This is a genomic window from Paenibacillus sp. WG02 (genome assembly GCF_055396115.1).
The window spans coordinates 1,373,111-1,396,582 of record NZ_AP036016.1 but is presented as its reverse complement, the minus strand read 5'-3'; the positions used below and the strand labels follow the sequence as shown (position 1 = coordinate 1,396,582).

Genomic DNA, 23,472 nt, shown 5'->3' with positions numbered 1-23,472 from the left:
ATTTGATTATCGAATTACGTTGTTGGATATTTCGCTGATTGTTTGGATTTCATTTGAAGTAAGCTTAAATTCCATTGCTTTTACATTTTCTTGGGCATGATGAATTTTGGAAGCACCGGGAATGGCAAATACCGTTTCTCCGTGAGCGTTAATCATCCAGTTCAAGGCGATCTGTGTAGGAGAAGCATCGTACTCCATAGCTAGCTCTTCCAAATGATCGATGAGCGGCTTTGATTTCCGAAGTCCCGATTGTTTAAACGAAGACGTCCATTTCCTAGGACCCGTTATTCCCTTCACCAGATTAGAATTCTTATGAAATTTGCCGCTCAGAATTCCTTGCTCTAAGGGAGAGTAAGCAATAATTGCAATCCCTAGCTCTTTAGCTGTATCCAAAATCCCATTCTGCTCAATACGCCGGTCTAATAAGCTGTACTTCACTTGATTCGAGGCTAAAGGAAGACCATGCTCCTTCAGCACTCGGTGGGCTTCCCGCATTTGCTTTGCTGAATAATTACTCACGCCCACGTTTTGAATTTTACCCGCTTTGACCAATTGAGCCATGGCGTTCATTTCACTTGCTACGGAAGAGAATGAGTAAGGCTGATGGACTTGATGCAGGTGGATGGTGCGATTATCTAAGTATCGAATACGCTCATCGATTGTGCTTACAATACTTCGGGCTGAGCGAAATATCGGCCACCATTTCGTAGCAATTCGAGCGTCATTCGCCAAAGCCCCTGAATCGCGGAGAGCTTTCGAAAGCATTTGCTCCGACTGTCCTTTACCATACACTTCCGCTGTATCAAACCAATTGATGCCGCCTTCAAGGCTAATCTTAACGATTTTCAGCACATCATCGGCACCCAGCACAGGCCAAAATTTGCCTACAACCCCTTGCCCATTGCTAAACTGCCAGCAGCCAAGTCCGAGTGGAGAGAGCTCTAAATTCGTGCTTCCCAGTTTACGGAGTAATCTTGTTTTCTCCATGACACTCACCTTTTTTTCAAATTGAACGAGGGCTATCGCTTTTGGAAGAATTTAGTACAGCTTAACACTACTTTGCTTCCTACTAAAAAGCAACATGGACGTAAAATTAAGTGTTAAATCAATCCTCCAACTGCTATATATACAAGCTTCGCGGTAAAAACAATTAGGCTGGCCAATCCGCGTTTTTCTCGCGATTGTTGCACGAAATACAACATTTTCTCCCGAAAGTCGCTGTTTGGCATGAAATTAGGCTAAATTGTTGCACATATTACAACAACGACAGCCTTGAGAGAAGAAAACTCCGGAATTGTTGTACGCCGTACAACAATAGGCCCTCGCCACGCTAACAAACCTCAAACTCTTAGCTGTAAGCTAAAGAGCGTAAGATGCTCCCAAAATATGAGCAAAAAGAACCTTCAAAACCACCGCGAAAGTGGATCTGAAGGCTCTTTTTCATCATAAAGCTACCTATCTATTGGGGGGGGGGGGAGAAAATAAGATTATTCCGCTTGCGTTTTCTTCAGATATGCCCGCCATGTAATACACCATTGCTTTGGATCGTCGAAGCTGGAATGGTCAATGCGGTGCACGGTGCTGCGTGTTGGCGCATTTTTGACGATTTCCGGGCTTTCGTAGGCTTCCTTCGAAATTTGTGCCAACGCGTTGATATATTCGTCGAGGTCTTCCTTTGAGTAAGATTCTGTCGGCTCCAATGTAAACGGCTGAGGGACGACGTATGGATGATGGCTGGTCCAATAGTGCAGACCGAAATCGCACATTCTGTGCGTCACATCCTCTGTTGTGACGCCCGTTTCCAGCGCCATCTGCTCCCAGCTGTAACGCACCTGCTCCAAGCGATTGCCTTTGACATACGGAGCGGATGCACCACGAATTTGCAATATTTTATGATACAAATAGTTGTTATTGAGGACAGCTGTCTGTGCCACGTTCAGCAATCCTTCCGCTCCGAGAGCGCGAATCCATGCATAGGCTCTTAGCACGGTCTGTGAGACGCCATGGAAAATACGCACTTTGCCGATACTGTTGTCGCCCGTCCGGTTCAGCACATAGACGCCGTCCTCCTGCTCGACAACAGGACCTGGCATAAAAGGAATCAAATCGCTCACGACACCAAGCGCTCCCGTCGCCGGACCTCCGCACATATGCGGTGCCGCAAACGTTTTGTGCAGGTTGAAGAAGCACATGTCGAAACCCGCTTCCTTCGCCCGTGTCACGCCAAGCAGCCCGTTCGCATTCGCTTGGTCGTAATAGCAAATGCCTCCTGCGGCATGAACGATATCCGTAAACTCTCTGATTCTCGGATTGAAAATACCGGTGTCCTCCGGGTTGGCAACGACAAAGCCCGCCGTACGGTCGGAAACGACCTTCTTGAGCGCCTCGATATCCGGGAATCCGTCAGCATCCGGGTACAACGTAATGATTTTGTAGCCCTTGACCGCAGCGGTTGCCGCCTGCGACGGGTGAGAGAAGATCGTCGTAATGATTTCGTCGCGCTGATCTCCCTCGCCACGAGACTCGTGATAATTGCGGACGATGGAAGCCATCGCTAGCAGTGCCTGCGTGCCGCTGCTCGGCTGGAATGAGAATTTATCCATGCCGGAAATTTCGCGCATGGCGAGATCCAGCTTGTAGAACACTTCCAGAATACCCTGAACGTTACTAACATCCTGCAGCGGATGAAGCTCCGCCAGCTTCGGCGTGCGGATCAGCATCTCGTTGATGCGCGGGATGTACTTCATCGTGCATGTGCCCTGACCGATTTCTACGTTGAAGTCGGAGCCCATGGTTTCCTGCGAAAGCCGCAAATAGTGGCGAAGCACTTTCGCTTGACCGATTTCTGGGAGCTTCGGCAGCTCCGTCCTGCGCATCGACGCTGGGATTGCCGAGAGTCCGTCACCTACCGCCGAGGCGATTGCCGCTTCGATTTGCGGTACTTGCACCCCGCGCTCGCCTTCTTTATGGAGCTCGAAAATAACGGGTTCATCCCATTTGGCCTGATGAAAGTTTCTTACCTTGCTTTCTCTGCGTATACGTTTCATACGGACATCACTCCTTCTGCCGAACAGGCTACACAAGCAGAAATCGCGCGAACTAATTGTTCGATCTCTTCCTGCGCATGCACTTCGGTCACACAGTAAAGGGCACACTGGCCAAGAGCGGGAAAATCGCCCGATAAGTCTTTGCCGCCTTGTATACCGAGTGCTAGCAGGGCGCGATGAATATCTTCGACCTTCTTGCCCGTTTCCGTAAAATCAACGACGAATTCTTTAAAGAACGGCGACCCAAAACGCACCGCAACTCCTTCGATCTCCGAGAGCAGCTTTGCCGCATACTGCGACTTTTGCATAATCGTCTGGCCAAGCTCCTGCATGCCATGAGGTCCGAGCAGCGCGAGATAGACGCCTGCCGTGATGCCCCACAACGCGGTTTGTGTACCTACCGATTCTTTTCCTTTTTCGCGCAAGGCAAAAGAAGTACGGTCGTAAGCTACATCTCCAAAGCCATATTCACCTTCAACGATCGTCGGAGCGATTCCGAACAAGCGGGATGGATATTCCATAACGAATTTTTCTTCATCACGTGTCGCGATAAACCCAGCTTGACCGCCTCCATAGTTCATATGCATACCGAGCGGCTGCAACTCGCCGCAGACGATGTCGGCGCCGTACCCACTTGGCGGCTTTAGCACGCCGAGCGAGCTGGGATCAACGCCGACGACACACAACGCGCCTATGCTATGCGCCAAATCTGCAATCTGCTGCCCTTGCGACTCGATAACTCCAAGGAAGGTTGGATTTTCAAAGTATACAGCCGCTACCTCTTCGTTCAGTTTACTTTGCAGGTCAGCCAAATCCAGCTCGCCTGTCTCGCCAACGTAATCTACGAAGCTATAGGACAAATCAGGATTAATGTAGTTCGCAATCACCATCAGCTTCTCGGCATCCATATTGCGCGGCATCAAAACATGCTTTCGGCCCGTAATTCGCCCAGCCATCCGCAAGGAAGTCGAAGCCGCTTGCGGCCAGTCGAACGTTGGAACGTTAACGACGTCCATATCAACCAGCTCCGCAACTAAGCTTTGGTATTCAAACAGCGCCTGAAAACGGCCATGATCTTCGTACGGCTCACCCGCATAGGCCGTCACGAATTCGGAACGCTGATTGATCTCATCGCAAACCGCTGGGATAAAATGCGGCCAGCAGCCAGCACCTAGAAAGCTGACGACATCTTTGACGCTTTTATTTTTAGCCAATAATCCTTCCACATAGCGCTGCAGCTCATATTCCCCAAGAGCCGGGGCAGGTCCATCATTCGGTTCAATTTCAGCGATTCTGGTATGATATCGTATAAATCTTCGATGCGCTGTACGCCTATTTCGTCCAACATTTGCCGCTGCACTTCGGGCACTGTGTTAGGGATATAAGGATGTACTTGCTTTCTATCGTTCGTATTCATCTATAGCTGCCTCCTTATGAGTTTGTATTACGCCAAACCGCCGCCATCAACAACAAGCACGCTCCCCGTTACCCATGTGGATAAGTCACTAGCTAGGAAAAGCACAGCACTTGCGATATCGCGCGGTGTTCCGAGCCGTTCAAGCGGGCGTCCCGACGCTGACGATACGAGGAACGAGCCTTCCTCTTGTCCGAGCTGCTTCGCTTCGTCCCGTAATAGAGGCGTATCTGTATCTCCAGGGCAGACGCAATTCACACGAATGTTGTCTTGGCCATGATCGATTGCCATCGCCTTCGTCAGATTGACGACACCAGCTTTTGCAGCGCAATAGGCGGCCGCCTTATCTCCACCTTTGAGCCCCCAGCCAGAGCCGGTGTTAACGATACTTCCGCCGCCGCTTTGCGCCATGAACGGAATCATGTATTTTGAGAGCAGATACACGCCCTTGAGTGAGACATCAATCACAAGATCCCAATCCTTTTCCTCTAACTCAACGACCGTTTTCCGGCGAATGACACCCGCATTGTTGAATAAAATGTCAATATGGCCGTGGTCGCACATAATGGCTTCCGAAACGCGCTTACAGTCCTCTCCGGACGTCACATTACATACATAAAATGACGCTTTCCCGCCGCCTTCCGTGATGCTTGCCGCAGCGGCCTGTCCTTGCGCCTCATTAATGTCCAGAAGCATGACATTCGCACCGAACTCGGCTAGCATGGTGGCTGTTGCTAATCCGATTCCCGAAGCACCTCCCGTCACGACCGCTACTTTCCCTGTCAAATTGAGTGTGTCCCATGTTTTGTTCATTTTGTCGTCGCTCCTTTTTTCGCTAAAGCGGTTGGTGATATCATTTCTTTATGATAAGGCGTGATCGCCAGTTCGAATCGGAACTTCTCAGCCTTCAATGCATAAGCAGGAAGCTGGGCAGGACCACAGCTATTGCTGCCGAGCCCATTTTGCCGGTAATCAAGGTTCAGCGTAATCGTATCTCTCGGCGCTAACTCCGTACTGTGCTTCGCCATTTCAAAGTCTTCGGCTCTATAACGATGAGCGGAAAACTCTAGCTGCGGCTGTCCGACTACAAGTAGCCCAATGCCGCGGACGTTAGTAAGCGACACCCACGCAGCATCCGTCCGGTTGCCGTTGTCCTGTGGAAATACGTATGGCGTATATAGTTCATCGACGGAAGCTTGGTAAAGTCCAATCAAATTCGCCCGCTTACTATCGCTATAACATTCGCCAGGTCCCCGGCCGTACCAGTTCACGCAGTCGAGATTACCCGGCAGCTCCATCCGGAGGCCGATTCTCGGCAGCATGCTCGGCAGTTTCCCAGGTCCGTCGGGCTCGCCTTCCACCTCAATGCGGACCTCACCGCTGCTGGAAACCGTATAATGATACGTGCAGCGGAACCCATAATCATGAACTGGCGGAGCAATCCGAACGTACGTTCTAACGATGGCCGTCGAAGCTCCTGATTGCTCCCATTCTACCTGCTCAACACGATGCTGCAGTCTGTCCAGATGTGCTTTGCGCCATTCCTCCACGATGTACATATCGTTGTCGATCGGCGCCCGCCAGAAACTTAGAACAGGTCCTTTTCCCGTCGCGATAACGTCCGTACCTTCGTGCCTCCACTTCTGAATCGTCCCTTTCAGCAGGTCGAATACGAGCTCGAACTGCGGCCCAGTAATCACCAGCAAGTGTCCGGATGTCGTACACATTAACGGCTCGGCATCATACGCCATAAGCTCGGTGCTATCGAACACATCCTGCTGATGGTTTAATTGCGTCCCTGCCGTCAATTGAAATTGCGCCGTCGCCACTTCATGCCCTCTTTTCGCCCAGGAGACATCCTTGTTCAAGCAAAAACTCAGTATAAGCTGACAATCCGTGTGCGCTTCCGAAATCCGTGATCCTTTGGAAATCGGCAGTTCTATCGTTGCATTCCCTTGTGCCGGGATGTGCGGCAATTCCCGGGAACCACTGTCCAGCAGTTTGCCATCCCCGTACACCGACCAGAACAGTTCGAGCCCATTTAGAGATATAAAATCGTATAAGTTCGTAATTTCCAGCAAACCGAGGCTCAAATCGACCTCTTTCACTTGTACCGGTTCAATGACTTTCTTGTATTCGAGCAGGCCTGGCGAAGGCGTGCGATCAGGGAAAATAAGTCCATCCAAGCAAAAGTTCGCATTGTTCGGCACATCGCCGAAATTTCCGCCATACGCATAATACGTCTTGCCGTCTTCCGTAGTCTGCTTCAATCCATGATCGATCCATTCCCACACAAAGCCGCCCTGCAGCCGCTTATGCTTACGGAACGTTTCTTGATACTCCGTTAGTCCCCCTGGACCGTTGCCCATCGCATGCGCATATTCGCAAATGACATGCGGCAGCGCATAGTTTTCTTCCTCGGCAAGTGCGGTCAGCTTTTCGACCGATGAATACATCGTACTGCTGACATCAACGGCTTTCAGCTCTCGATCTTCTTCATAATGAATCAGCCTCGTCGGATCATTCGCCCTGCACCAATCGGCCATCGCCACGAAATTGCAGCCGAAGCCGGATTCGTTGCCGAGTGACCAGAAGATGATGCAGGCGTGATTCTTATCCCGCTCCACCATCCGCTGCACCCGATCCACGTACGCTTCCTTCCATGCCGGATCGTCACTAATGCGGCTAATGTTGCCGAGCGGTTCGAAGCCATGTGTCTCCAGATCCGCCTCATCCATTACGTACAAGCCGTACTCATCGCACAGGTCGTAAAAGCGCGGATCGTTCGGATAATGCGCTGTCCGTACCGCATTGATGTTATGCTGCTTCATCAGAAGCACGTCTTGAAGCATCGTCTCGTAAGGCGTGATGCGCCCGAGCTCCGGATGATGGTCGTGCCGATTCACCCCATTAAGCATGATGACAACGCCGTTTACATAAAAGTTGCCGTACTTCAGCTCAATCTGACGGAAACCAACACGCTGCGGAACGATTTCAATGTCCTGTCCGTCCGCATTAGTCAGCGTAAGCAGCAGATTGTACAGCTGCGGATCCTCCGCCGACCACAGGTGCGGATTCGCCACATCCAGTTGAAGCTCCACGACTTGCTCTGCCCCGCCGGGCACCGTTACGCTATTCGTCCGCACAGCGCCAATCTGAGCAGCGCCCGATGCGTCCAATAGCTGCGCACTCAGCATGTATCCAGCCAGCTCTGTTTCAAGTAAATTCGCGATACTTGCCTTGATGGCTAACAAACCGTACGTATACCCTTCCGTCAAATCCGTCCGAATCGTAAAATCCCGAATCTGTACTTGCGGTCTTGCAAACAAACTAACATCGCGAAAAATTCCGCTTAGCCACCACATATCTTGATCTTCCATGTAACTGCCGTCCGACCATTGAACGACCCGCACCGCAAGCGTATTCGGGCCGGAATGTACAAACGACGTAATATCAAATTCCGACGGTAAACGGCTTCCTTGACTGTAGCCGACCTCCTGCCCGTTCACCCAAAGATGAAACGCGCTGTCTACGCCCTCAAATCGGAGCACGATTTGCCTGCCGTCCCACATCTGCGGAACATGAAAAGACTTGCGATAACAGCCCGTCGGATTATCCGAAGGCACATAAGGCGGGTCTACGGGGAACGGATAATGCAAATCCGTGTAATGCGGTTTGCCATAGCCTTGCAGCTGCCACATGCCCGGCACCTCCACCCGGTCCCAGCCGTCATCCTCGTAATCCTCCGTATAAAAGTACTCCGGCGCGCTCGCCGGGCTTTCCGCGTACGCAAATTTCCACGTCCCGTTCAACAAACGATACCAGGGAGACTTCCCTCTCTCATAGGTGAGAGCGCTTTCTCTTGTCGTATAAGATTGAAAGTAGCTGCGCGCCTTCATCCTGTTTCGCTGCAGTACCTGCAAGTTCTCCCAATCGTTCGTTAACGCTCGAATTCCGGTTTTCAACGTCCTCGCCCCCTGCCATGATGGTAATCTATCTATGATTGCGCTTAGATTTGCTGTTAGTATAAAGGGAATCAGCATGTAAAAGAACGGAATCCTAACGCCATTTATGTGTCAAATTGTCGTTCGCAAGAACTTGACCTTGCCCTTCAGGTGCTTTTTTGTCCGGTCAAATCCGTCCTTTTGTTCGCTCGGTATTGGCTAGGCGTCACACCTGTACACCGTTTGAACCATTTGCTAAAATAATTCGCGTCGATCATCCCAAGCTGATCAGAAATATCGTTCACCGTGAGCCCGGTGTTAAGTAGCAGGTCATCTGCCTTTTGCATCTTGTATTTGGCTTGAAAGTCGATAAAATTTTCACCTACCGACTTTTTGAATAGCGTGCTAAAATGACTCCGACTAAGCCCGACACGGTATGCCAGCTCGGCAACCGACCAGGTGACGGATTCCCCGGACGTAATAAGCTGCACCGCCTTGGCGATCGGCTCAGGCCAGCTCCCAGACCGCTTGATCGTACAGCGTATTTGACTGCATATCCGTATACGTCCCGCTTACAGCCTTCATCCAGCTGTTCGAATCGGTAACCGAACCACTTCGCGTCCAACTAAGCGATCCGATCCGACTTTTAGCTTCCTTCCATTTCAGTTCTAGTGCACTGAGCGTATCTTCCTTGCAAACGAGCAACTGCTTTTCCGAGCCGCAGGGAATGCGGATGTGCCTTTGTCCCAGCGCCGGTTCCCATTCATCGTCCTGCATCCGTTCTAATTCCCCGACAACCCCATAAACCACGCAGCCTGTTTTCATCCAGGCCCAGTCGCCATCAAGCCACTTTCGCAGCTGCTTCTCCATCTCATCGGCAGAATAAAAACCGCCAAGCCACGCACCAATATAAGCGATCTGGTCCTTCGCATCCAGGGCGGCATCTTCGGACTGTTCACTCTGCAGCTTCTGCCTCTTGTGGAACAGCTCCTGAAACTGCCTCAGATATGACTCCATTTCCTCTTCGTCCATGTCCGTCTTCAGCACATAACCAGATGCTCCGAGCTTGAGTCCCTGCTTCGCGTAAGCAAAGTCCTCGTGGCAACTGAGCAGCAGCACACTCGTCTCGGGAGCGAACTCCTTCACCTTCAGCGCCAGCTCCAACCCATTCAGCTTCGGCATCACGATATCCGTAATCACGACATCTGGCTTATACGCCACGAACGCCTCCCAACCTTTCAGGCCGTTAGCTGCATCCGCCACCACTTCCATATCGAAACGCTCCCAAGGGATTGTTGCGCGAAGCCCCTTGCGAACAATAAGTTCGTCGTCTACAATAAGCACCTTGATCGATTTATCTGCCAATAGTGTCGCCTCCTATACAGTCCAAACGGATTGCTAACACTATTTTAACCTTTCACAGAGCCGTCCATAAGTCCTGAAATAAGCTGCTTCTGGAAAATGAATATAATCGCAAGCATTGGCAAAATGCTGATAACCGACCCCGCCATGATCAGGTTGTACGGGGTGCGTACACCTGCCTCCAGAGAGCGGATCGCAACGGCGATCGTCAAATGCTCCGGCGAGCGCAGTAAAACCGTCGGCCATAGAAAATTGTTCCACTCTTCCACGAAAAAAATGATGCCAAGCGATGCGAACGCAGGCAGAAGGATCGGGACGATGAGCCGGAAGTACATCCGCACCTCGGAACAACCGTCGATTCTGCCTGCTTCCAACAGCTCGTTTTCGATAGAAGCACAATACTGCCGCATGTAAAAAATACCGAATGCACTCGTCAGTCTGGGCAAAAGAACGCCCCACAGGTTATCGATTAGCCCCAACTTACGGTAAATCATAAAGAGAGGAATCATCGCCGACTCCATTGGCACCATCAGCGAAGCTAACACTAGGCCGAACAGCAGCCCCTTGCCGTGAAACTTGTATTTGGCAAATGCGAATCCCGCCAGCGAACAAAACAAGAGCGCGCCCGCCGTTCCCGTCGTCGCCGTAAACAAGCTGTTCAGGATGACATTTCCGAAATGTTTTTCCGTAAAAAGTTGCGTGTAGTTTTCTAAGTGCAGAACACTAGGAATCCACACCGGAGGTGTAACGAAAATATCGCTCCTCGCCTTGAGAGACGAGCTGAGCATCCATACAAACGGAAATAGAAACAAAGCCGCTATCGCTAGAAACAGCACAAACAAGAGACCAGAGAGGGCCGTTTGCCTTTTGTTCATGTCATGCACCCTCCCCTCTTAATCGTTATCGCGGAACAGCCGCAGCTGAACCACCGAAATAATCAACATTAGAATAAAGAAAAACATCGCTAATGTAGATGCGTATCCAAAATTCAAATTTTGAAAACTTTCTTTGTAAATCAACACGACGGGTGTCGTTGTCGCTTTGGTTGGTCCTCCATTCGTTAAGATGAATGGCTCCGTAAACAACGAGAACGTCCCAAGTGTTGAAAGAACGGTACAGAAGGCGAGCAGTTTTCTCATCATCGGCACTGTCAAGTAGATGAACGATTGCAGCGCGTTCGCTCCATCCACCTTCGCCGATTCATAGAGTGATTTCGGGATATTTTGCAAGCCGCCAAGCAGTAGAATCATGTTGTACCCCGTCCAGCGGTAAATAACGAGCAAAGCGACCGAAATTCGCGCCCACCCCGGCGTCTCCAGAAATGGAATCGGTGAATGGATCAGTCCAGCCGATAGCAGTAGTTGGTTAAGCACTCCGTTGCTTGTGTTAAAGATAAGCAGGAAAACAAATGAGATAGCGACAACCGAAGTAATATTCGGAATGAAAAAGACAGTGCGAAAAAAACCTTTTGCTTTCATCAAGCCGCTGCTGAGACATACGGCAAAAACGAGCGCAAGCAGCAGCATGATCGGGACGTAAAGCATGAAAATGATCACGCTATTGAACACGGAATACCAAAAATCGCCGCTTTGCAGCACGTTGGCATAATTCGTCCATCCGACGAACTCCTTCTCTGCTTGGCCGTGCCATTTCGTAAAGCTCAAGTAAATCGAATACACAAACGGCGATAGTGTAAATAGCAAAAAGCTGACCACGAACGGAGCGACGAACGCGTATGGCGCGGTTTTTAATTGCCATTTCCAATACGGACTTTGCATCGTGCCTCCTCCTAAGCGTTTTGCGCCTGCGCAGCAACAATGACTTCGCAAGCATTTATTTTTTATTTGAAAACGTTTACTTTGCACAACAAAGAGCCTTCATCTCCGTTTATTTGTCGTATGTCATGATGTCTTTCACGGAGCGAAGGCTGATGCTTATACGTTTTTTTGCGATATGCTAGGCTGCCGCCGAATTACTTACGGCCTGTTTTTTGCCTAAGCTGCGTAGCCGTTTTCTGAAAGACACTTTCGACCGATTTGTTGTCGAGGAATATTTCAGCAAAGGCATTGATGACCATTTCATTGGCTAGCGGATAATCTTTGGTGTATACGATCGGCGCTACCTTTTTCACCGCGTCTACATAAAGTTGACGGACCGGCTGATTGTTGAAATACGGTACTTTTTCCTGGAAAACAGGATCGCTGTACGTTGTTTCAAGCGAAGGGAACAGTCCGCCTTCCTTCATCATTTTCAGCTGAGAGTCCGCACTCCCGAGCATAAATTCGATAAACTTCCAGGCTTCTTCCGGGTGCTTGGAGTTTTTGTTGATGGCTAAGTTCGAGCCGCCGTCGATGGCGCTTGCGTATTTATCGTCTTTCGACCATTTCGGCATCGGAGCGACCGACCAATTGCCTTTGCCGTCCGGATCGATCTGCGTCGGAAGCAGAGCATCGTACCAGGAAGCGCCTACAACTGTGGCGAATTTGTTTTCCTTAAACGAGTTGTACCAAGCATCGCTCCACGGTTTCGCTTCATACACATACCCTTGTTTAACCATATCGACGAAATATTGCCCCATCTTGATGACTTCCGGATTGTCGAGCTGTACCGAACCGTCTTGTCCAAAATACCAGAGTCCGTGCTGCCACAGCATTTGCCCGAAGAACGTGGCGTCAGTCTTCGTCTTGGAATCGGCCATCATCGCATAGCCCGTTTTTTCCTTCAACTGTTTGGCAAACCGCATGTAGTCATCCCACGTCTGCAGTTGCGACGCAACTTCCTTCGGATCGGACGGCAGTCCCGCCTTCTTGAACATATCGCTCCTGTAGAACATGACGACCGGGCCGCTGTCCCACGGCATCGCGTAAACTTTATTGTCTTTCGTTGCATCCGCCCACTTGTAGGCGTTCATTTTATCCTTGTACGGCGCTACTTTGCTGCTGATATCGAGCAGTCCGCCCGTTTGCACCATTTGGGACAACCGCAGCGTTTCCAAATTCACAACGTCCGGAACGGCGTCGCCGGAGCTCGCTGCGATCAAGAAGTTCTGATAGACATCAGCCTGAGCCAACACATGTAGATCGACATCGATATTCGGGTACTTAAGCTTGAAGGCAGGCATGTTCAAATCGATCACGTTCTTGGCATCTTCCCAAATCCAGACAACAACTTTCGTCTTCTCACCGGAACCGCCTACTTCAACTTGCTGCTTCGAGCTGGTACAGCCGGAAAGCACGGTCGTTAGCCCAACCACCATGCAAAGCCCTGCGAGCGTGAGTTGTTTATTTCTCTTCACTTTACATTCCCCCTGTTTATGTCCCTTGCCTGTGTTCTCATTATACGAGGATTGTAAGCGTTTCAAAATGGCGGTTTGTTCGGAATGTAGTGCCAACTTATTCGAACTTTTCAGGGCCATGTGTCATTTTGTCCGACCCATCTGGCATTTTGTTTGAAAGTGATTTATGGGGTTTCCTTGATTTCTTCCTTCATTGGCCAACGAATCGTAATCGTAGTCCCTTTCCCTTCCTGCGACTCGATCTTCATCCCATATTGCTCGCCAAAATGCAGCTTAAACTTCTGATCCACGTTGAAACAGCCTAGTCCTCCTCGACCCGACCTCGGCATCTGTTCGTCAAGCAGCGTCGCCAGTCGTTGTTCCGGTATCCCTTCACCATTATCGGCAAGGACGAGCATCAGCTCGCCTTTATCCTTAGTGACCGTTAACTTGATCGTACCTTCCCCATCCTCAAACCCATGGAAAAAACAATTCTCGAGCAAGGGCTGCAGTGTCATGCGCGGTATCAAATAATGGTTCAGTTCTTCCTGAACCTTCGAATGAAATTCGAATGCGCCTCCGTAGCGCACTTCTTGTATTTTCAAATAATGCTCGACGGTACGCAGCTCCTTTTGCAGAGGGACTAGCTCTTGAGTCGTAATGAGACTGCCTTCCAGCACCTTCGTCAGATGATAAATCGTTTGTCTGATTTCATCGTCCCCTTTGAGCTTGGCCTGCCATTGTATCGAGTTCAGCGTGTTTAAAAGCAGGTGGGGATTGATCTGGTAATGAAACGCTCGCAGCTCGGCTTCCTTCTTCAACTGTTCTTTCTTCGTTACCTCTTGAATAAGTGTCTGAATTTGCTCGACCATGCTGTTGAAACTATTACCTAGCCGTCCAAGCTCATCTTCGGATCCGAGATCGATTCGCGAATGCAGCTTACCGATGCCGACGAGCTCCATTTTGTTTTTGAGCCGCTTGATCCGCTTCGTAATTTGCGAGGAAAATAGAAACGATACGATGAGCGCCAGTAAAAGTGTTCCCGCAATAACAACCGCTGTCAGCGGCTGAATGACATTAACGGAGCGGTATACCTGCTCATAGGGCGTTCGGACTTCCACCGTCCATTTATTCGATTCGAGCGTTTTCTTCCAGACAAGATCATCGGCTTTGGACATTGCCGCTTGCGGGGTATCGTAGATCGCTCTTCCGGACGCATCACGGATGGTTACGAACGAATGCAGTTCCCCTTCCAGCATCCGAAACGAATCGAGCACTTTCGTTGCATCAACCTCGATGAAAATAAATCCGTTTGTAAATGTCCCATACTGACTGCTAAGCGGAAAGACGAATCCCATGACCTGGTCCGGCAAATTTAAATTACGGGCGATATAATAATCCGGCACGTGGAAGCCCGTCCAATATTCGCCGTGCAGCCCGCTAGGAATCGCTTTCCACCAGTCTGACTGACGAAGCCGGTCGACATTAATTTGCGGAGAACCGTAGTAATAGCCCGACTGCGTGATCAGATAGATGCCCGTCGACTCCATCGTCTTATGCGCATCGAGAAACCGCTCGAAATTTTTTTGATCGAGAAAGCTCGCGTAGCTGCTGGACTCCTCTTCATGGAGTGTGTTGTTGAGCGGATCGAGCAAATAGGAATAAATATAGCGCGAGGTCATTTGCATTTGACTGGCGTACGTGTCGAGCTGTGCTTGCAGCTGATTAACGGCGGACTGCCCGTATTGACCGATTTGTGCTTGCACGATCTGCGACGATTTGGCGTACGACAAGTAACCGAGAATGTTGAGCGGAATAATGGCGACAATCAGAAAAAATAGAAACAGCTTCGCGCGGAGGTTTCTTTTGGGGTAGAAAAACAAGGATTGCATGCGGCGGATCGCTGTATTCATGGAAGTTATCTCCTCACGTAAGTGGCAATAGTTGAGTTGGCGTTGTTTTAAACTTAGCACTACTTCTTTACGGGGTCTACATCTCCTTTTTTCCAACTTTAATTACAGACAAAAAGCAAATAAACCGCAGTAGCGGTCTATTTGCTAATCAAACTGATTAAGTTAGATGAATTTTATACTTATTTCTTTGCAGTTGCGTACCAATCGTTGACTTCTTTGAAGCTTACATCTCCGCCGGATGATTTAAATTTAGCTATGAATGCGTCCAAACCGCTTAATGGTTCAGCTCCGAAAATTAGCTTCGTCGTATAGTCTGCTACCATCGTGTTCAACTGTTGGAAGTTTTTCGAGAACTCAGGCAAGTAAGGAGCGAATCCTAACGGATCTTTGATTCTGGTATTCGCCGGTTCAATGGTGTTCATGAAGTTCCAAGCATCGAACAAACGCATATCCTTACGAACTCGTGCCTGCCAGTAAGTCGGATAGTTTGTGTCGTCCGTACCCGTCAAGAAGTTGTTCGCTCTATTGCGCTCATCAGTAAAGATCGGTTGAATCGGCGTATATGCGCCATCCTTGAAGGTATAATGCTTATTTTCTTCGCCAATCACCATGGTCTTGAAGGTTTCTTTTTCAAGCTTAGCATTCATCCACTTAATCGCATCTTCAGGATGCTTGGAAGCCTTAGGTATAAAAGTGATCCGATCAAAGCCTGCTGCAGCAGTTAAACCGGCTTTTCCATCTTTACCTTTTAGCGCTGGAATAAAGTTAGCTTTCGCAGTAGGGATATTTTTAGCCAATGCATCAGCAATGACAGGTACGTCAGCCCAGTGAATCATAATCATGCCTGCTCTTCCGCTTGTGAATTTCTCTTTAGCGGTAGCATCTTTATTAGCGGCAAACTCTTTGTCGAGCAAGCCTTGTTTAAAGAGATCAGCGGCAAAGGTCACATAATCTTTGTAGGCAGGGTCTAGAACTCGCGGTGTTAGCTTGCCATTCACATCATTCCAGAAGGTCGTTATGCCAAAAGCACCGACGATGTTATTAATGAACATCGCTTCGCCTCTTATCGTTAACGGGATATTCTTGTCTCCGTTTCCGCCAGGATCTTTATCTTTGAAGGCCTTCAGAACGGCAACGAGCTCATCCAATGTAGTAGGCACTTTCATACCTACTTTATCCAGCCAATCTTGCCTGATGTACAAGCTTTCGCCTACAGAGGGAAGCGTTTTTGTTGGGATTGCATATAGTTTACCATCTACTTTTGCAGCTTCCAGGGCTTTAGGATCAATTACCGCTTTAATATTCGGTCCATATTTGTCGATAAGCGGGCCTAAGTCCGTTAAAGCTCCTTTTTTCGCATAATCTGCATATAGCGCTTTGAAGTCTGCGGTTCCATTCGTAGTAATAGCATCATAAGGTTCGCCGGAAGCAATCAAGATGTTCAGCTTGTCTTGAGGCTTGTCCTGAGGCATCATATCGTATTTCACTTTGTAGCCGGTCTTTTCTTCGAGGAATTTAGCTACGGGATATGTGTTGTAATCTTCCTGCTGCCAAACTTGAAGCGATTTTAACTCCGGTTTTGGTCCAGCTGATGCTGGAGCTGCTGAGGCGGTGCTGCTTGGAGTTGCGCTGCTTCCTGAGTCTGTACTTTTCGAAGAGCAAGCGACAAGAGAAGTTACAGATAAGCTTGCTGCGAGCGTTAGCAGCATCATTTTTTTGTGTTTTTTTAACATGTGTGAACCTCCCTAATAATTGTGTTTAATATATCATTAAACCCTTAATGCTAGTATCAAGGGTTTTAATGCAAATTTACCCTTTTACAGAACCGATGAGCACACCTTTGACAAAATGCTTTTGCAAATAGGGATACACGAGCAGCATCGGTATGATCGAAGCGATGACGGTTGCAGCTCGAATACCTTCCGGAGATGCGTTCATCATATCGTCAACACTTTTGGTTACGGCACTTGAGCTATCTGCATCCAGGACAATATCACGCAAGTACAACTGCAATGGCTTAAGGCTTGCGTCATTAATGTAGAGCATAGGGTGGAAATAGTCATTCCAGAAGTAGACCGCATAGAAAAGAGCAATCGTTGCGATAACTGGTACGCTTAAAGGAAGAATAATGCGAAAAAGAATCGTAAAGTTACGAGCGCCATCCATTTTGGCGGATTCTTCAAGAGCCTCAGGCAAGGATTCATAGTAGCTTTTGATCACCAGCATATTGAACACACTAATGAGGGCTGGCAGCATTAGCGACCATAAGCTATTAATTAAGTGGAGCTGTTTCATTAGCAAGTAATTGGGAATAATACCACCATTAAACATCATCGTGAAAATAAACAGCAGCATAATCATCGAAATGCCTGGAAGATGCCTTTTGGACAATGGATAAGCCGTTATTGCTGTTACCAGAATCGCAAGCACTGTACCTACAACCGTTATCAGTAGAGAAACCCCTATTGAGTGGAGAAACTGGCTGGAGGATACCACATATTTCATCGTCTCTAGCTGGAAGCCGACCGGAAAAATCCCTACTTTACCGGATATCACTGCCGATTCCTCACTAATTGCTTTGGATAAAATATTGGCTAGTGGCAGCAAAGTTGCTAAGCCGGAAAGTAGTAAAACAAGATAAATACAGATGTCTAAGGACCAATCACTAAGCGTTTTTTTATGCATGTTTCCAGCCCCCTACCATATGCTTCGCTTGATCAGCTTTTTGCTGAGTTCATTACCAGCAATAATTAGGATGAACCCCACGACAGAGTTGAACAACCCGACTGCTGTACTAAAGCTATAATCTTGTTGACCGAGCCCCTGCCGATAAACGAAAGTACCGATCACATCACCCGATTGATACACGACAGAGTTGTACATGGTTAGAATCTGCTCCGTGCCTGCTTCAAGCAAATATCCCATGCGCAAAATTAAGATGAGAATGATTGTTGGCATAATACCTGGCAATGTAATGTGGAGTATTTGTCTAATGCGTCCTGCACCGTCAATGGAAGCTGCTTCATATTGTTCCTGCTCGATGCCTGCAATGGCTGCGATAAATATAATGGCATTCCAACCCGATTCCTTCCAACCTGCTGTAAATACCACTACACTTCGGAAGTACTGGTTGTCCAGAAAGAAGGATATTGGCGTCCCTCCGAACCACTGAATCATATTGTTCACTAGACCACCTGATGGGGACAGGATATTAATAAACAATCCAGAAATGATCACCCATGATAGAAAATGCGGGAGAAATATTATGGTTTGAATCGTCTTCTTGAAAAAGGCCTTCCGAACCTCATTCAAGAAAAGCGCGATGATGATCGGTATTGGAAAAAGAAGCACAAGCTTGTAAACGCTGATCAACAAGGTATTCATGAAAACCTGATAAAACTCTTCGGAATGTATGAGCTTCTCAAATTGATCCAGACCCACCCATTTACTTCCAGCAAAACCATCAAAAATGTTGAAGTCTTGAAAAGCGATAATAATCCCGTACATAGGCGCATATTTGAATAAAAACAGAACTACTAATCCCGGCACTAATAACAGGTATAAATCATAATTGGTTAGAATTAGCTTCCAACGGCCACTACCTTTTGTTTTGGGCTTGGCGTGAGCTTTTTTTTGTTCAAGTTCTGTTAGCGAAACACTCATGAATGGCTCACCTCCGTGTTCTTATAGGTTCATTATATAGGTGCCCTGAAACGACTTGTAGATGGTAATATTTCTGTTTCTGGTGCAATCTTATGGTATTTATGCAAACAAAAAACCACCTCTTTCTTATAGAGGCGGCTTATCTAGTGGCTGTTTATATATCATTCGAACCGTAACGGTTGTCCCCTCTCCAAGCGTGGAGTGAAGCTCCAGTCCATAGGCAACTCCTGCGAACAGCTTGATCCTTTCATTCACATTGTACAAACCATACGAGCTTCCGGAACCGTCTGATTTCATGGTGGGACGCGGCTCTGTCAGCAGACTTTGCATAAGCTCTGGCTCCATACCGATGCCATCGTCAGTGACGGATATGATCAGAACTCCCACTTCTTGCCTGGCCTTGATCAAAATAGTTCCTGTCTTGCCCTTTGATTTCCTTATCCCGTGCAAAAGGGCATTTTCGACAATGGGCTGCAGAGTCAGCTTCGGCATTTCAATATCATCCAGGCCTTCTTCGATGACAAAGTGAACCTCAAAGCTCTTCGGAAATCGGGTTTGTTGAATCTCCAAGTAAACCTTGGCTAAATTAAGCTCATCGGTCACACTGACCAAATCTCTGCCCTTGTTTAAGCTAAGCCTGAAATATTTGGCCAATCCATCGATCATCTGGCTAATATCGTGAGCGTTATGTCCAATAGCAATCCAGTTGATCGTATCCAAAGTATTGTATAAGAAATGAGGATTAATCTGCGCTTGCAAAGCCCGCAGCTGCGCTTCCCGCTCCTGCACCTTCGATTTATACGTCTCTTCCATTAAATCTTTGACCCTATGGATCAGATGATCGACACTCTTTTCTAGCAGGTTAAAGTCGCCTTCCGACGTTCCGCTCCGTTCATCGAGCCCCTCCATGCCTTCTCGTTTAATAACTCTTATCACCGTCTGCACTCTGCGATTCATCCCCCGCATGATAAAAGCAAGGAGTAAAAAAACTAGGATAAGGAACAGAATCGTAATTCCCGACAAGGTAGCGACACTGGCAAATTGATTCAATGAAGCGGCACGCGAGCTAATCACATTCTTAGGCACTTCCGCAACCAGCTTCCAGCCTGTGGAGCCAATCGTCGTATAGACGACATATTGCTGAGTGTTGTCTTCAATGATCGGAGAAACGCCTTCATTCTTTTGATCTATAGCGCTAAGCACGGCACTTGATTTCAGCTTCGTTCCTAGCAAGGATTTGTCGTTGTGCAAAACGACGGTGCCATCAGGTGCGACCAGGAATACATTTTGCTCTTTGTTCAACTCGATATTGGATAGGATATTTTCTATAGTCTTAGCAGCGACTTCAATAGATAAAACACCTGACATATGATCGTAATCATCAGGATCCCGTAGTACTCTTATACCCGAGAAAATATAGCGGGCGCTCTGTGTATCATCTAGAAAGTTTTCCAAGTAAGCTCCCGTCCATACGAGATTGCCCCTGGCGCTCACTACATCTGTGTACCAAGGACGGTTTTTGATGCTTTCCCACGGAAAGAAATTCACTCTCTCATGGGAAAAAAGCTTGGAGTCGTCGACATACAATCGAACGCGGAACACAATCGGATTCGTTTGGGCATTATCAACTAAAATACGCAGTTCCTTCATAGCATCGAGTTGATCGCTATCCGATGTCGAGTTACTTAAATACTGATGAAGCTTAGGATTCATGAGAATCGTATTCGAAATATCTCTGGCGGAATCGAATTGGTGATTCAAATTGATTTCAGCCTGCTTCAGCGTCTGAAGCATCGTTCGCGTTACTTCTTCTTCCAAAATGCGAGAGTACCTCTGCGAGTAAGCATACAGTAATACGGAAGCAGGAATCAGGATCAACACAATATAAGCGACCAGCCATACCCTTGCTGCAACAACGCCCTTGAAGATCATCGATACATAATTCAACCCTCTAGTCATGAGTCGCTTCATTTCCCTCCACCGCCTTTACAAGACTTGATCGCGAAATGAGCTCGGCGTATGTTCGGTGTATTTCTTAAATATTTTGCTGAAATAGCTAGGATCCGAGTAGCCGACGGCATAGCAAACCTCATAAAACTTGTGGCTTGGATCTTTCAAGAGCTCCTTCGCTTTGTCTACCCGAACTTTCGTCATATATTCGTTGATGGTTTCACCTGTTTCTTGTTTGAACAGTAGACACAGATAAGTCGTCGATAAAAACACTTCCTTCGCAATATCCCCAACTTGAAGGTTTTCCGCGAATCGTTTATCGATTAGGGAACGGATACGTTCAATGACATTTTTGGCTTTGCCGCTGCGCTTTTCACCGATTCGCTCACACACCTCAATGAGATGGGATTCCACAAGCCGTCTTAAATCGCCTAACGTTTCTTGCTGAAAAACCTTAGCCAGCAGCTCGTTCTCTTTCTCCTCCAGCCCCTGTCTGTGAACATTTAGCTCCAGCATAATTCGGCCTGCAAGCAGCAGCAGCTGCAAGCTTAAGTTGCGCCCATACGGCATGCCTTCCGCACGATTGAGGGAAAGAGCGCTATAAATAATGTGAAGCTCCTCCTGCACCTTGCCAGCTTCCGCAGCTTTCAGAGAAGAGATCAATCTCTCATTCTGCGCTGGATCAAAGCGGTACATGCTGTCGTTGCCTTGTTCCAGGTTATCCATGGAGATCACCTGATTCTTACCGAGATACCATCTTTGATCGGCGGCTTCCCTTGCTTGCGAATATGACTGCGGCAAGCTGGCAAGACTTGAAATTCGCTCGCCCACGCCGATGGTCACACTAATTTTCAAATAGCTGTAGAGGCTTTCACGAACTTCCTCGGCTAATGTAAACAGCAGATTTTCCTGATCTTCCTGCTCCACTAGTCGAAGAATGCCTACGAACTCGCCTATTTGATTTTCAAAGACATATCCACCAATCTCTTTCTCAATAAGCTCTTGCACGATATTAAGGACAGAGTAGGATAACAACTGCTGATCCCTTTCCGAACGGGTCTGTGCAACCTCAGACGCATTATCCATGCGAATCGCAATCACCCAGTATGTCGCCTCAAGCGGAAGTTCAAGCCCAAGGAATTGGGTGCGATCCTGTATACGTGAAGGAAATGTGATCCCTTCCCTAATCAATGACATGAGGAATTTCTCCCGCAGCAAGGGCATGCTCTGAATGAGCTTGACCTGCATGTCCTCAATCAGTTTTCGTTCCTGCTTTTCCGTCTGCAATGTACGAACCAAGCGTTCAACCACCACGCTCAATTCCCCCAAATTGACGGGCTTAAACATATAATCGACCGCTTTGACTTGAAGCGCAGATTTCAAATATTCGGCATCATCATGGCCGCTCACAAAAACAATTTTAATATGAGGAAATCGTTCGCTGAGTCTATTCGACATCTGAATGCCATCCATATTGGGCATACGTACATCCGTTAACACCAAATCCGGCTTCAATCGCTCGATAACCTCTAACGCAACGTCACCGTCATCCGCTTCACCTACAACTTCAATCCCATAAGCATTCCAGTCAAAATAAGTGCTTAGCCCAAAACGAACTGTCGGCTCGTCGTCCACAATGACTAATTTATACATCTCGTGTCGGCCTCCCTTTAGCTGCAGATCATCTTATTATATCTTGCAAAAAAGCTAAGGACATATGAGAATATTATGATTTCTGGTTCTATATTTACTTGAATTCAGAAAAAACACGGCCGTTTGCAGGCGCTGTTGTTGTGCTCCCAACCAAAAAATCACCTTGAATGCGAATGTGTTCAAATGGCAGTGTCGGATTGGCAATACGCCACAGCATCCGGTCGGCAGCACGGTCACCGGTCTCTCGGATCGAAAGAAGCGGCCTTGTGAACGATGGCAGAGATTCCGATTGTTCATTCAGAAATCCGACCAAGGACACATCCTCAGGCACTCGCCACTGAAGCTCGTTGCATAACTTATATACGACCGGAACTTCATGATCTATTCCGCAGATGATGGCGCTTGGCGTAAAGTGTTCCATTTGTTGCAGCAACTCTTCACGCCACTGCGCTTGATTGTTCCGTTCACCGATGGAATGCATTGACGGGTCGATCTCGACACCGAGCATATTCATCGCGTGACAGAAGGCTTGCCAGCGTAAAATAAAGCCACGTTGCAAATGGATATCTCCCACATACATAATTCGCTCGTGCCCAAGGCTTCGCAGATAGGTTACCGCTTGGAACGTAGCTTCGTAAACATCCCAGATCACGCTGTCTATTTTCACTCCCGGAGGAGGAAACTGAGCAATATTCGTGGCACCTGAAGCTCGAACAGGGCGTGCTCCCAAGCCTTAGGCACAATACTTGGAGCGATGAAAATGCCGTCCGCATAGGCCATTCCGCTCTCTTCGATCCAATCGTTCATATGTTCCTTCTTGATCTTTTGCGGGAGCATGAGCAGCTCGATTCGATGGCCGAAGGAAAAGAAACGATCTTGAAGTCCTTGAAGCAAAAGACGATTGTAGGCCACGGATTCTGCCGTCTGCACCAAAAGGAAGCGCTTCCTTTCGTTCGGATAAGGAGCAATGCGATCAAGCCTAAGGCTGCGAATCTGATCCATTGTATAATAGCCCAGCTTCTCGGCCGTGTGGACAATAAGCTGTCTGGTAGCTTCCGACATGCCGGGTTTTCCTTTTAGCGCTTTCGACACGGTCTGTACAGTCAACCCAAGCTCCTTGGCAATCGTTTTTAACGTAACATCTTTGCGGGTAGGCATATAGGGCTGCACCTCGATATATAGTAGTCCGGATTTGTTATTCGTTTAGTTATCATATCACGTCCTCTTTTTTGATTAAACTAAAATTAAACTA

General features: G+C 48.1%; 17 protein-coding genes and 1 pseudogene. All 18 read right to left on the bottom strand.

Translation table 11 applies throughout. The features are described 5' to 3' along the window. Window positions 1-6 precede the first annotated feature (6 nt). A complete protein-coding gene (locus ACBP55_RS06585) occupies window positions 7-987 on the bottom strand; it encodes an aldo/keto reductase (protein ID WP_464650607.1) in 981 nt (326 codons plus the stop codon). A 500-nt stretch (window positions 988-1,487) separates the two neighbouring features. Then, window positions 1,488-3,047, bottom strand: coding sequence for an aminomethyl-transferring glycine dehydrogenase subunit GcvPB (gene gcvPB, locus ACBP55_RS06580; protein ID WP_464650606.1), 1,560 nt, complete (start codon window positions 3,045-3,047; stop codon window positions 1,488-1,490). Further along, window positions 3,044-4,464, bottom strand: a pseudogene (gene gcvPA / locus ACBP55_RS06575) (aminomethyl-transferring glycine dehydrogenase subunit GcvPA). The gene gcvPB and the pseudogene gcvPA overlap by 4 nt, the downstream one beginning before the upstream one ends. Window positions 4,465-4,491: 27 nt before the next feature. Next, window positions 4,492-5,274, bottom strand: a complete 783-nt coding sequence (locus ACBP55_RS06570) for an SDR family NAD(P)-dependent oxidoreductase (protein WP_464650605.1) — start codon at window positions 5,272-5,274, stop codon at window positions 4,492-4,494. Next, window positions 5,271-8,426 (bottom strand): beta-galactosidase subunit alpha, encoded by a 3,156-nt coding sequence (ebgA, locus tag ACBP55_RS06565; protein WP_464650604.1) that lies wholly within the window; start codon window positions 8,424-8,426, stop codon window positions 5,271-5,273. Before ebgA ends, ACBP55_RS06570 begins: the two co-directional genes overlap by 4 nt. A 146-nt stretch (window positions 8,427-8,572) precedes the next feature. Further along, on the bottom strand, window positions 8,573-8,896 hold the full coding sequence (locus tag ACBP55_RS06560; RefSeq protein ID WP_464650603.1) for a helix-turn-helix domain-containing protein: 324 nt from the start codon (window positions 8,894-8,896) through the stop codon (window positions 8,573-8,575). 16 nt (window positions 8,897-8,912) lie between these two features. After that, the gene (locus ACBP55_RS06555) at window positions 8,913-9,770 is read right to left on the bottom strand and encodes a response regulator (protein WP_464650602.1); all 858 of its coding nucleotides are present in this window, start codon (window positions 9,768-9,770) and stop codon (window positions 8,913-8,915) included. Between the two features lie 44 nt (window positions 9,771-9,814). Next, the gene (locus ACBP55_RS06550; protein WP_464650601.1) at window positions 9,815-10,642 is read right to left on the bottom strand and encodes a carbohydrate ABC transporter permease; all 828 of its coding nucleotides are present in this window, start codon (window positions 10,640-10,642) and stop codon (window positions 9,815-9,817) included. Window positions 10,643-10,660: 18 nt separating this feature from the next. Then, window positions 10,661-11,545, bottom strand: coding sequence for a carbohydrate ABC transporter permease (locus ACBP55_RS06545; protein ID WP_464650600.1), 885 nt, complete (start codon window positions 11,543-11,545; stop codon window positions 10,661-10,663). Window positions 11,546-11,739: 194 nt separating this feature from the next. Further along, the gene (locus ACBP55_RS06540; protein ID WP_464650599.1) at window positions 11,740-13,062 is read right to left on the bottom strand and encodes an ABC transporter substrate-binding protein; all 1,323 of its coding nucleotides are present in this window, start codon (window positions 13,060-13,062) and stop codon (window positions 11,740-11,742) included. Window positions 13,063-13,226: 164 nt separating this feature from the next. After that, a complete protein-coding gene (locus ACBP55_RS06535) occupies window positions 13,227-14,954 on the bottom strand; it encodes a cache domain-containing sensor histidine kinase (RefSeq protein ID WP_464650598.1) in 1,728 nt (575 codons plus the stop codon). 179 nt (window positions 14,955-15,133) lie between these two features. Further along, window positions 15,134-16,687 carry an extracellular solute-binding protein gene (locus tag ACBP55_RS06530; RefSeq protein ID WP_464650597.1) on the bottom strand — a complete coding sequence of 518 codons (1,554 nt, stop codon included), beginning with the start codon at window positions 16,685-16,687 and terminating at the stop codon, window positions 15,134-15,136. A 76-nt stretch (window positions 16,688-16,763) separates the two neighbouring features. After that, window positions 16,764-17,639, bottom strand: a complete 876-nt coding sequence (locus ACBP55_RS06525) for a carbohydrate ABC transporter permease (protein ID WP_464650596.1) — start codon at window positions 17,637-17,639, stop codon at window positions 16,764-16,766. Window positions 17,640-17,651: 12 nt separating this feature from the next. Next, a complete protein-coding gene (locus tag ACBP55_RS06520) occupies window positions 17,652-18,617 on the bottom strand; it encodes an ABC transporter permease (RefSeq protein WP_464650595.1) in 966 nt (321 codons plus the stop codon). 126 nt (window positions 18,618-18,743) lie between these two features. Continuing rightward, entirely contained in the window at window positions 18,744-20,588 is a 1,845-nt protein-coding gene (locus ACBP55_RS06515; protein WP_464650594.1) for a cache domain-containing sensor histidine kinase, read from the bottom strand. Between the two features lie 15 nt (window positions 20,589-20,603). Beyond that, window positions 20,604-22,220: a response regulator gene (locus ACBP55_RS06510; RefSeq protein ID WP_464650593.1), complete on the bottom strand. Its 1,617-nt coding sequence runs from the start codon at window positions 22,218-22,220 to the stop codon at window positions 20,604-20,606. A gap of 94 nt (window positions 22,221-22,314) precedes the next feature. Further along, a complete protein-coding gene (locus ACBP55_RS06505) occupies window positions 22,315-22,872 on the bottom strand; it encodes a substrate-binding domain-containing protein (protein ID WP_464650592.1) in 558 nt (185 codons plus the stop codon). Between the two features lie 11 nt (window positions 22,873-22,883). After that, window positions 22,884-23,378 (bottom strand): LacI family DNA-binding transcriptional regulator, encoded by a 495-nt coding sequence (locus tag ACBP55_RS06500; protein ID WP_464650591.1) that lies wholly within the window; start codon window positions 23,376-23,378, stop codon window positions 22,884-22,886. Between the last annotated feature and the right edge of the window lie 94 nt (window positions 23,379-23,472).

Excerpts from the sequence above, each read along its gene's own strand:
- ACBP55_RS06585 (WP_464650607.1), bottom strand. The coding sequence starts at position 987 with ATGGAGAAAACAAGATTACTCCGTAAACTGGGAAGCACGAATTTAGAG.
- gcvPB (WP_464650606.1), bottom strand. The coding sequence starts at position 3,047 with ATGAAACGTATACGCAGAGAAAGCAAGGTAAGAAACTTTCATCAGGCC.
- ACBP55_RS06570 (WP_464650605.1), bottom strand. The coding sequence starts at position 5,274 with ATGAACAAAACATGGGACACACTCAATTTGACAGGGAAAGTAGCGGTC.
- ACBP55_RS06550 (WP_464650601.1), bottom strand. The coding sequence starts at position 10,642 with ATGAACAAAAGGCAAACGGCCCTCTCTGGTCTCTTGTTTGTGCTGTTT.
- ACBP55_RS06545 (WP_464650600.1), bottom strand. The coding sequence starts at position 11,545 with ATGCAAAGTCCGTATTGGAAATGGCAATTAAAAACCGCGCCATACGCG.
- ACBP55_RS06535 (WP_464650598.1), bottom strand. The coding sequence starts at position 14,954 with ATGAATACAGCGATCCGCCGCATGCAATCCTTGTTTTTCTACCCCAAA.
- ACBP55_RS06530 (WP_464650597.1), bottom strand. The coding sequence starts at position 16,687 with ATGTTAAAAAAACACAAAAAAATGATGCTGCTAACGCTCGCAGCAAGC.
- ACBP55_RS06525 (WP_464650596.1), bottom strand. The coding sequence starts at position 17,639 with ATGCATAAAAAAACGCTTAGTGATTGGTCCTTAGACATCTGTATTTAT.
- ACBP55_RS06520 (WP_464650595.1), bottom strand. The coding sequence starts at position 18,617 with ATGAGTGTTTCGCTAACAGAACTTGAACAAAAAAAAGCTCACGCCAAG.
- ACBP55_RS06515 (WP_464650594.1), bottom strand. The coding sequence starts at position 20,588 with ATGAAGCGACTCATGACTAGAGGGTTGAATTATGTATCGATGATCTTC.
- ACBP55_RS06510 (WP_464650593.1), bottom strand. The coding sequence starts at position 22,220 with ATGTATAAATTAGTCATTGTGGACGACGAGCCGACAGTTCGTTTTGGG.
- ACBP55_RS06500 (WP_464650591.1), bottom strand. The coding sequence starts at position 23,378 with ATGCCTACCCGCAAAGATGTTACGTTAAAAACGATTGCCAAGGAGCTT.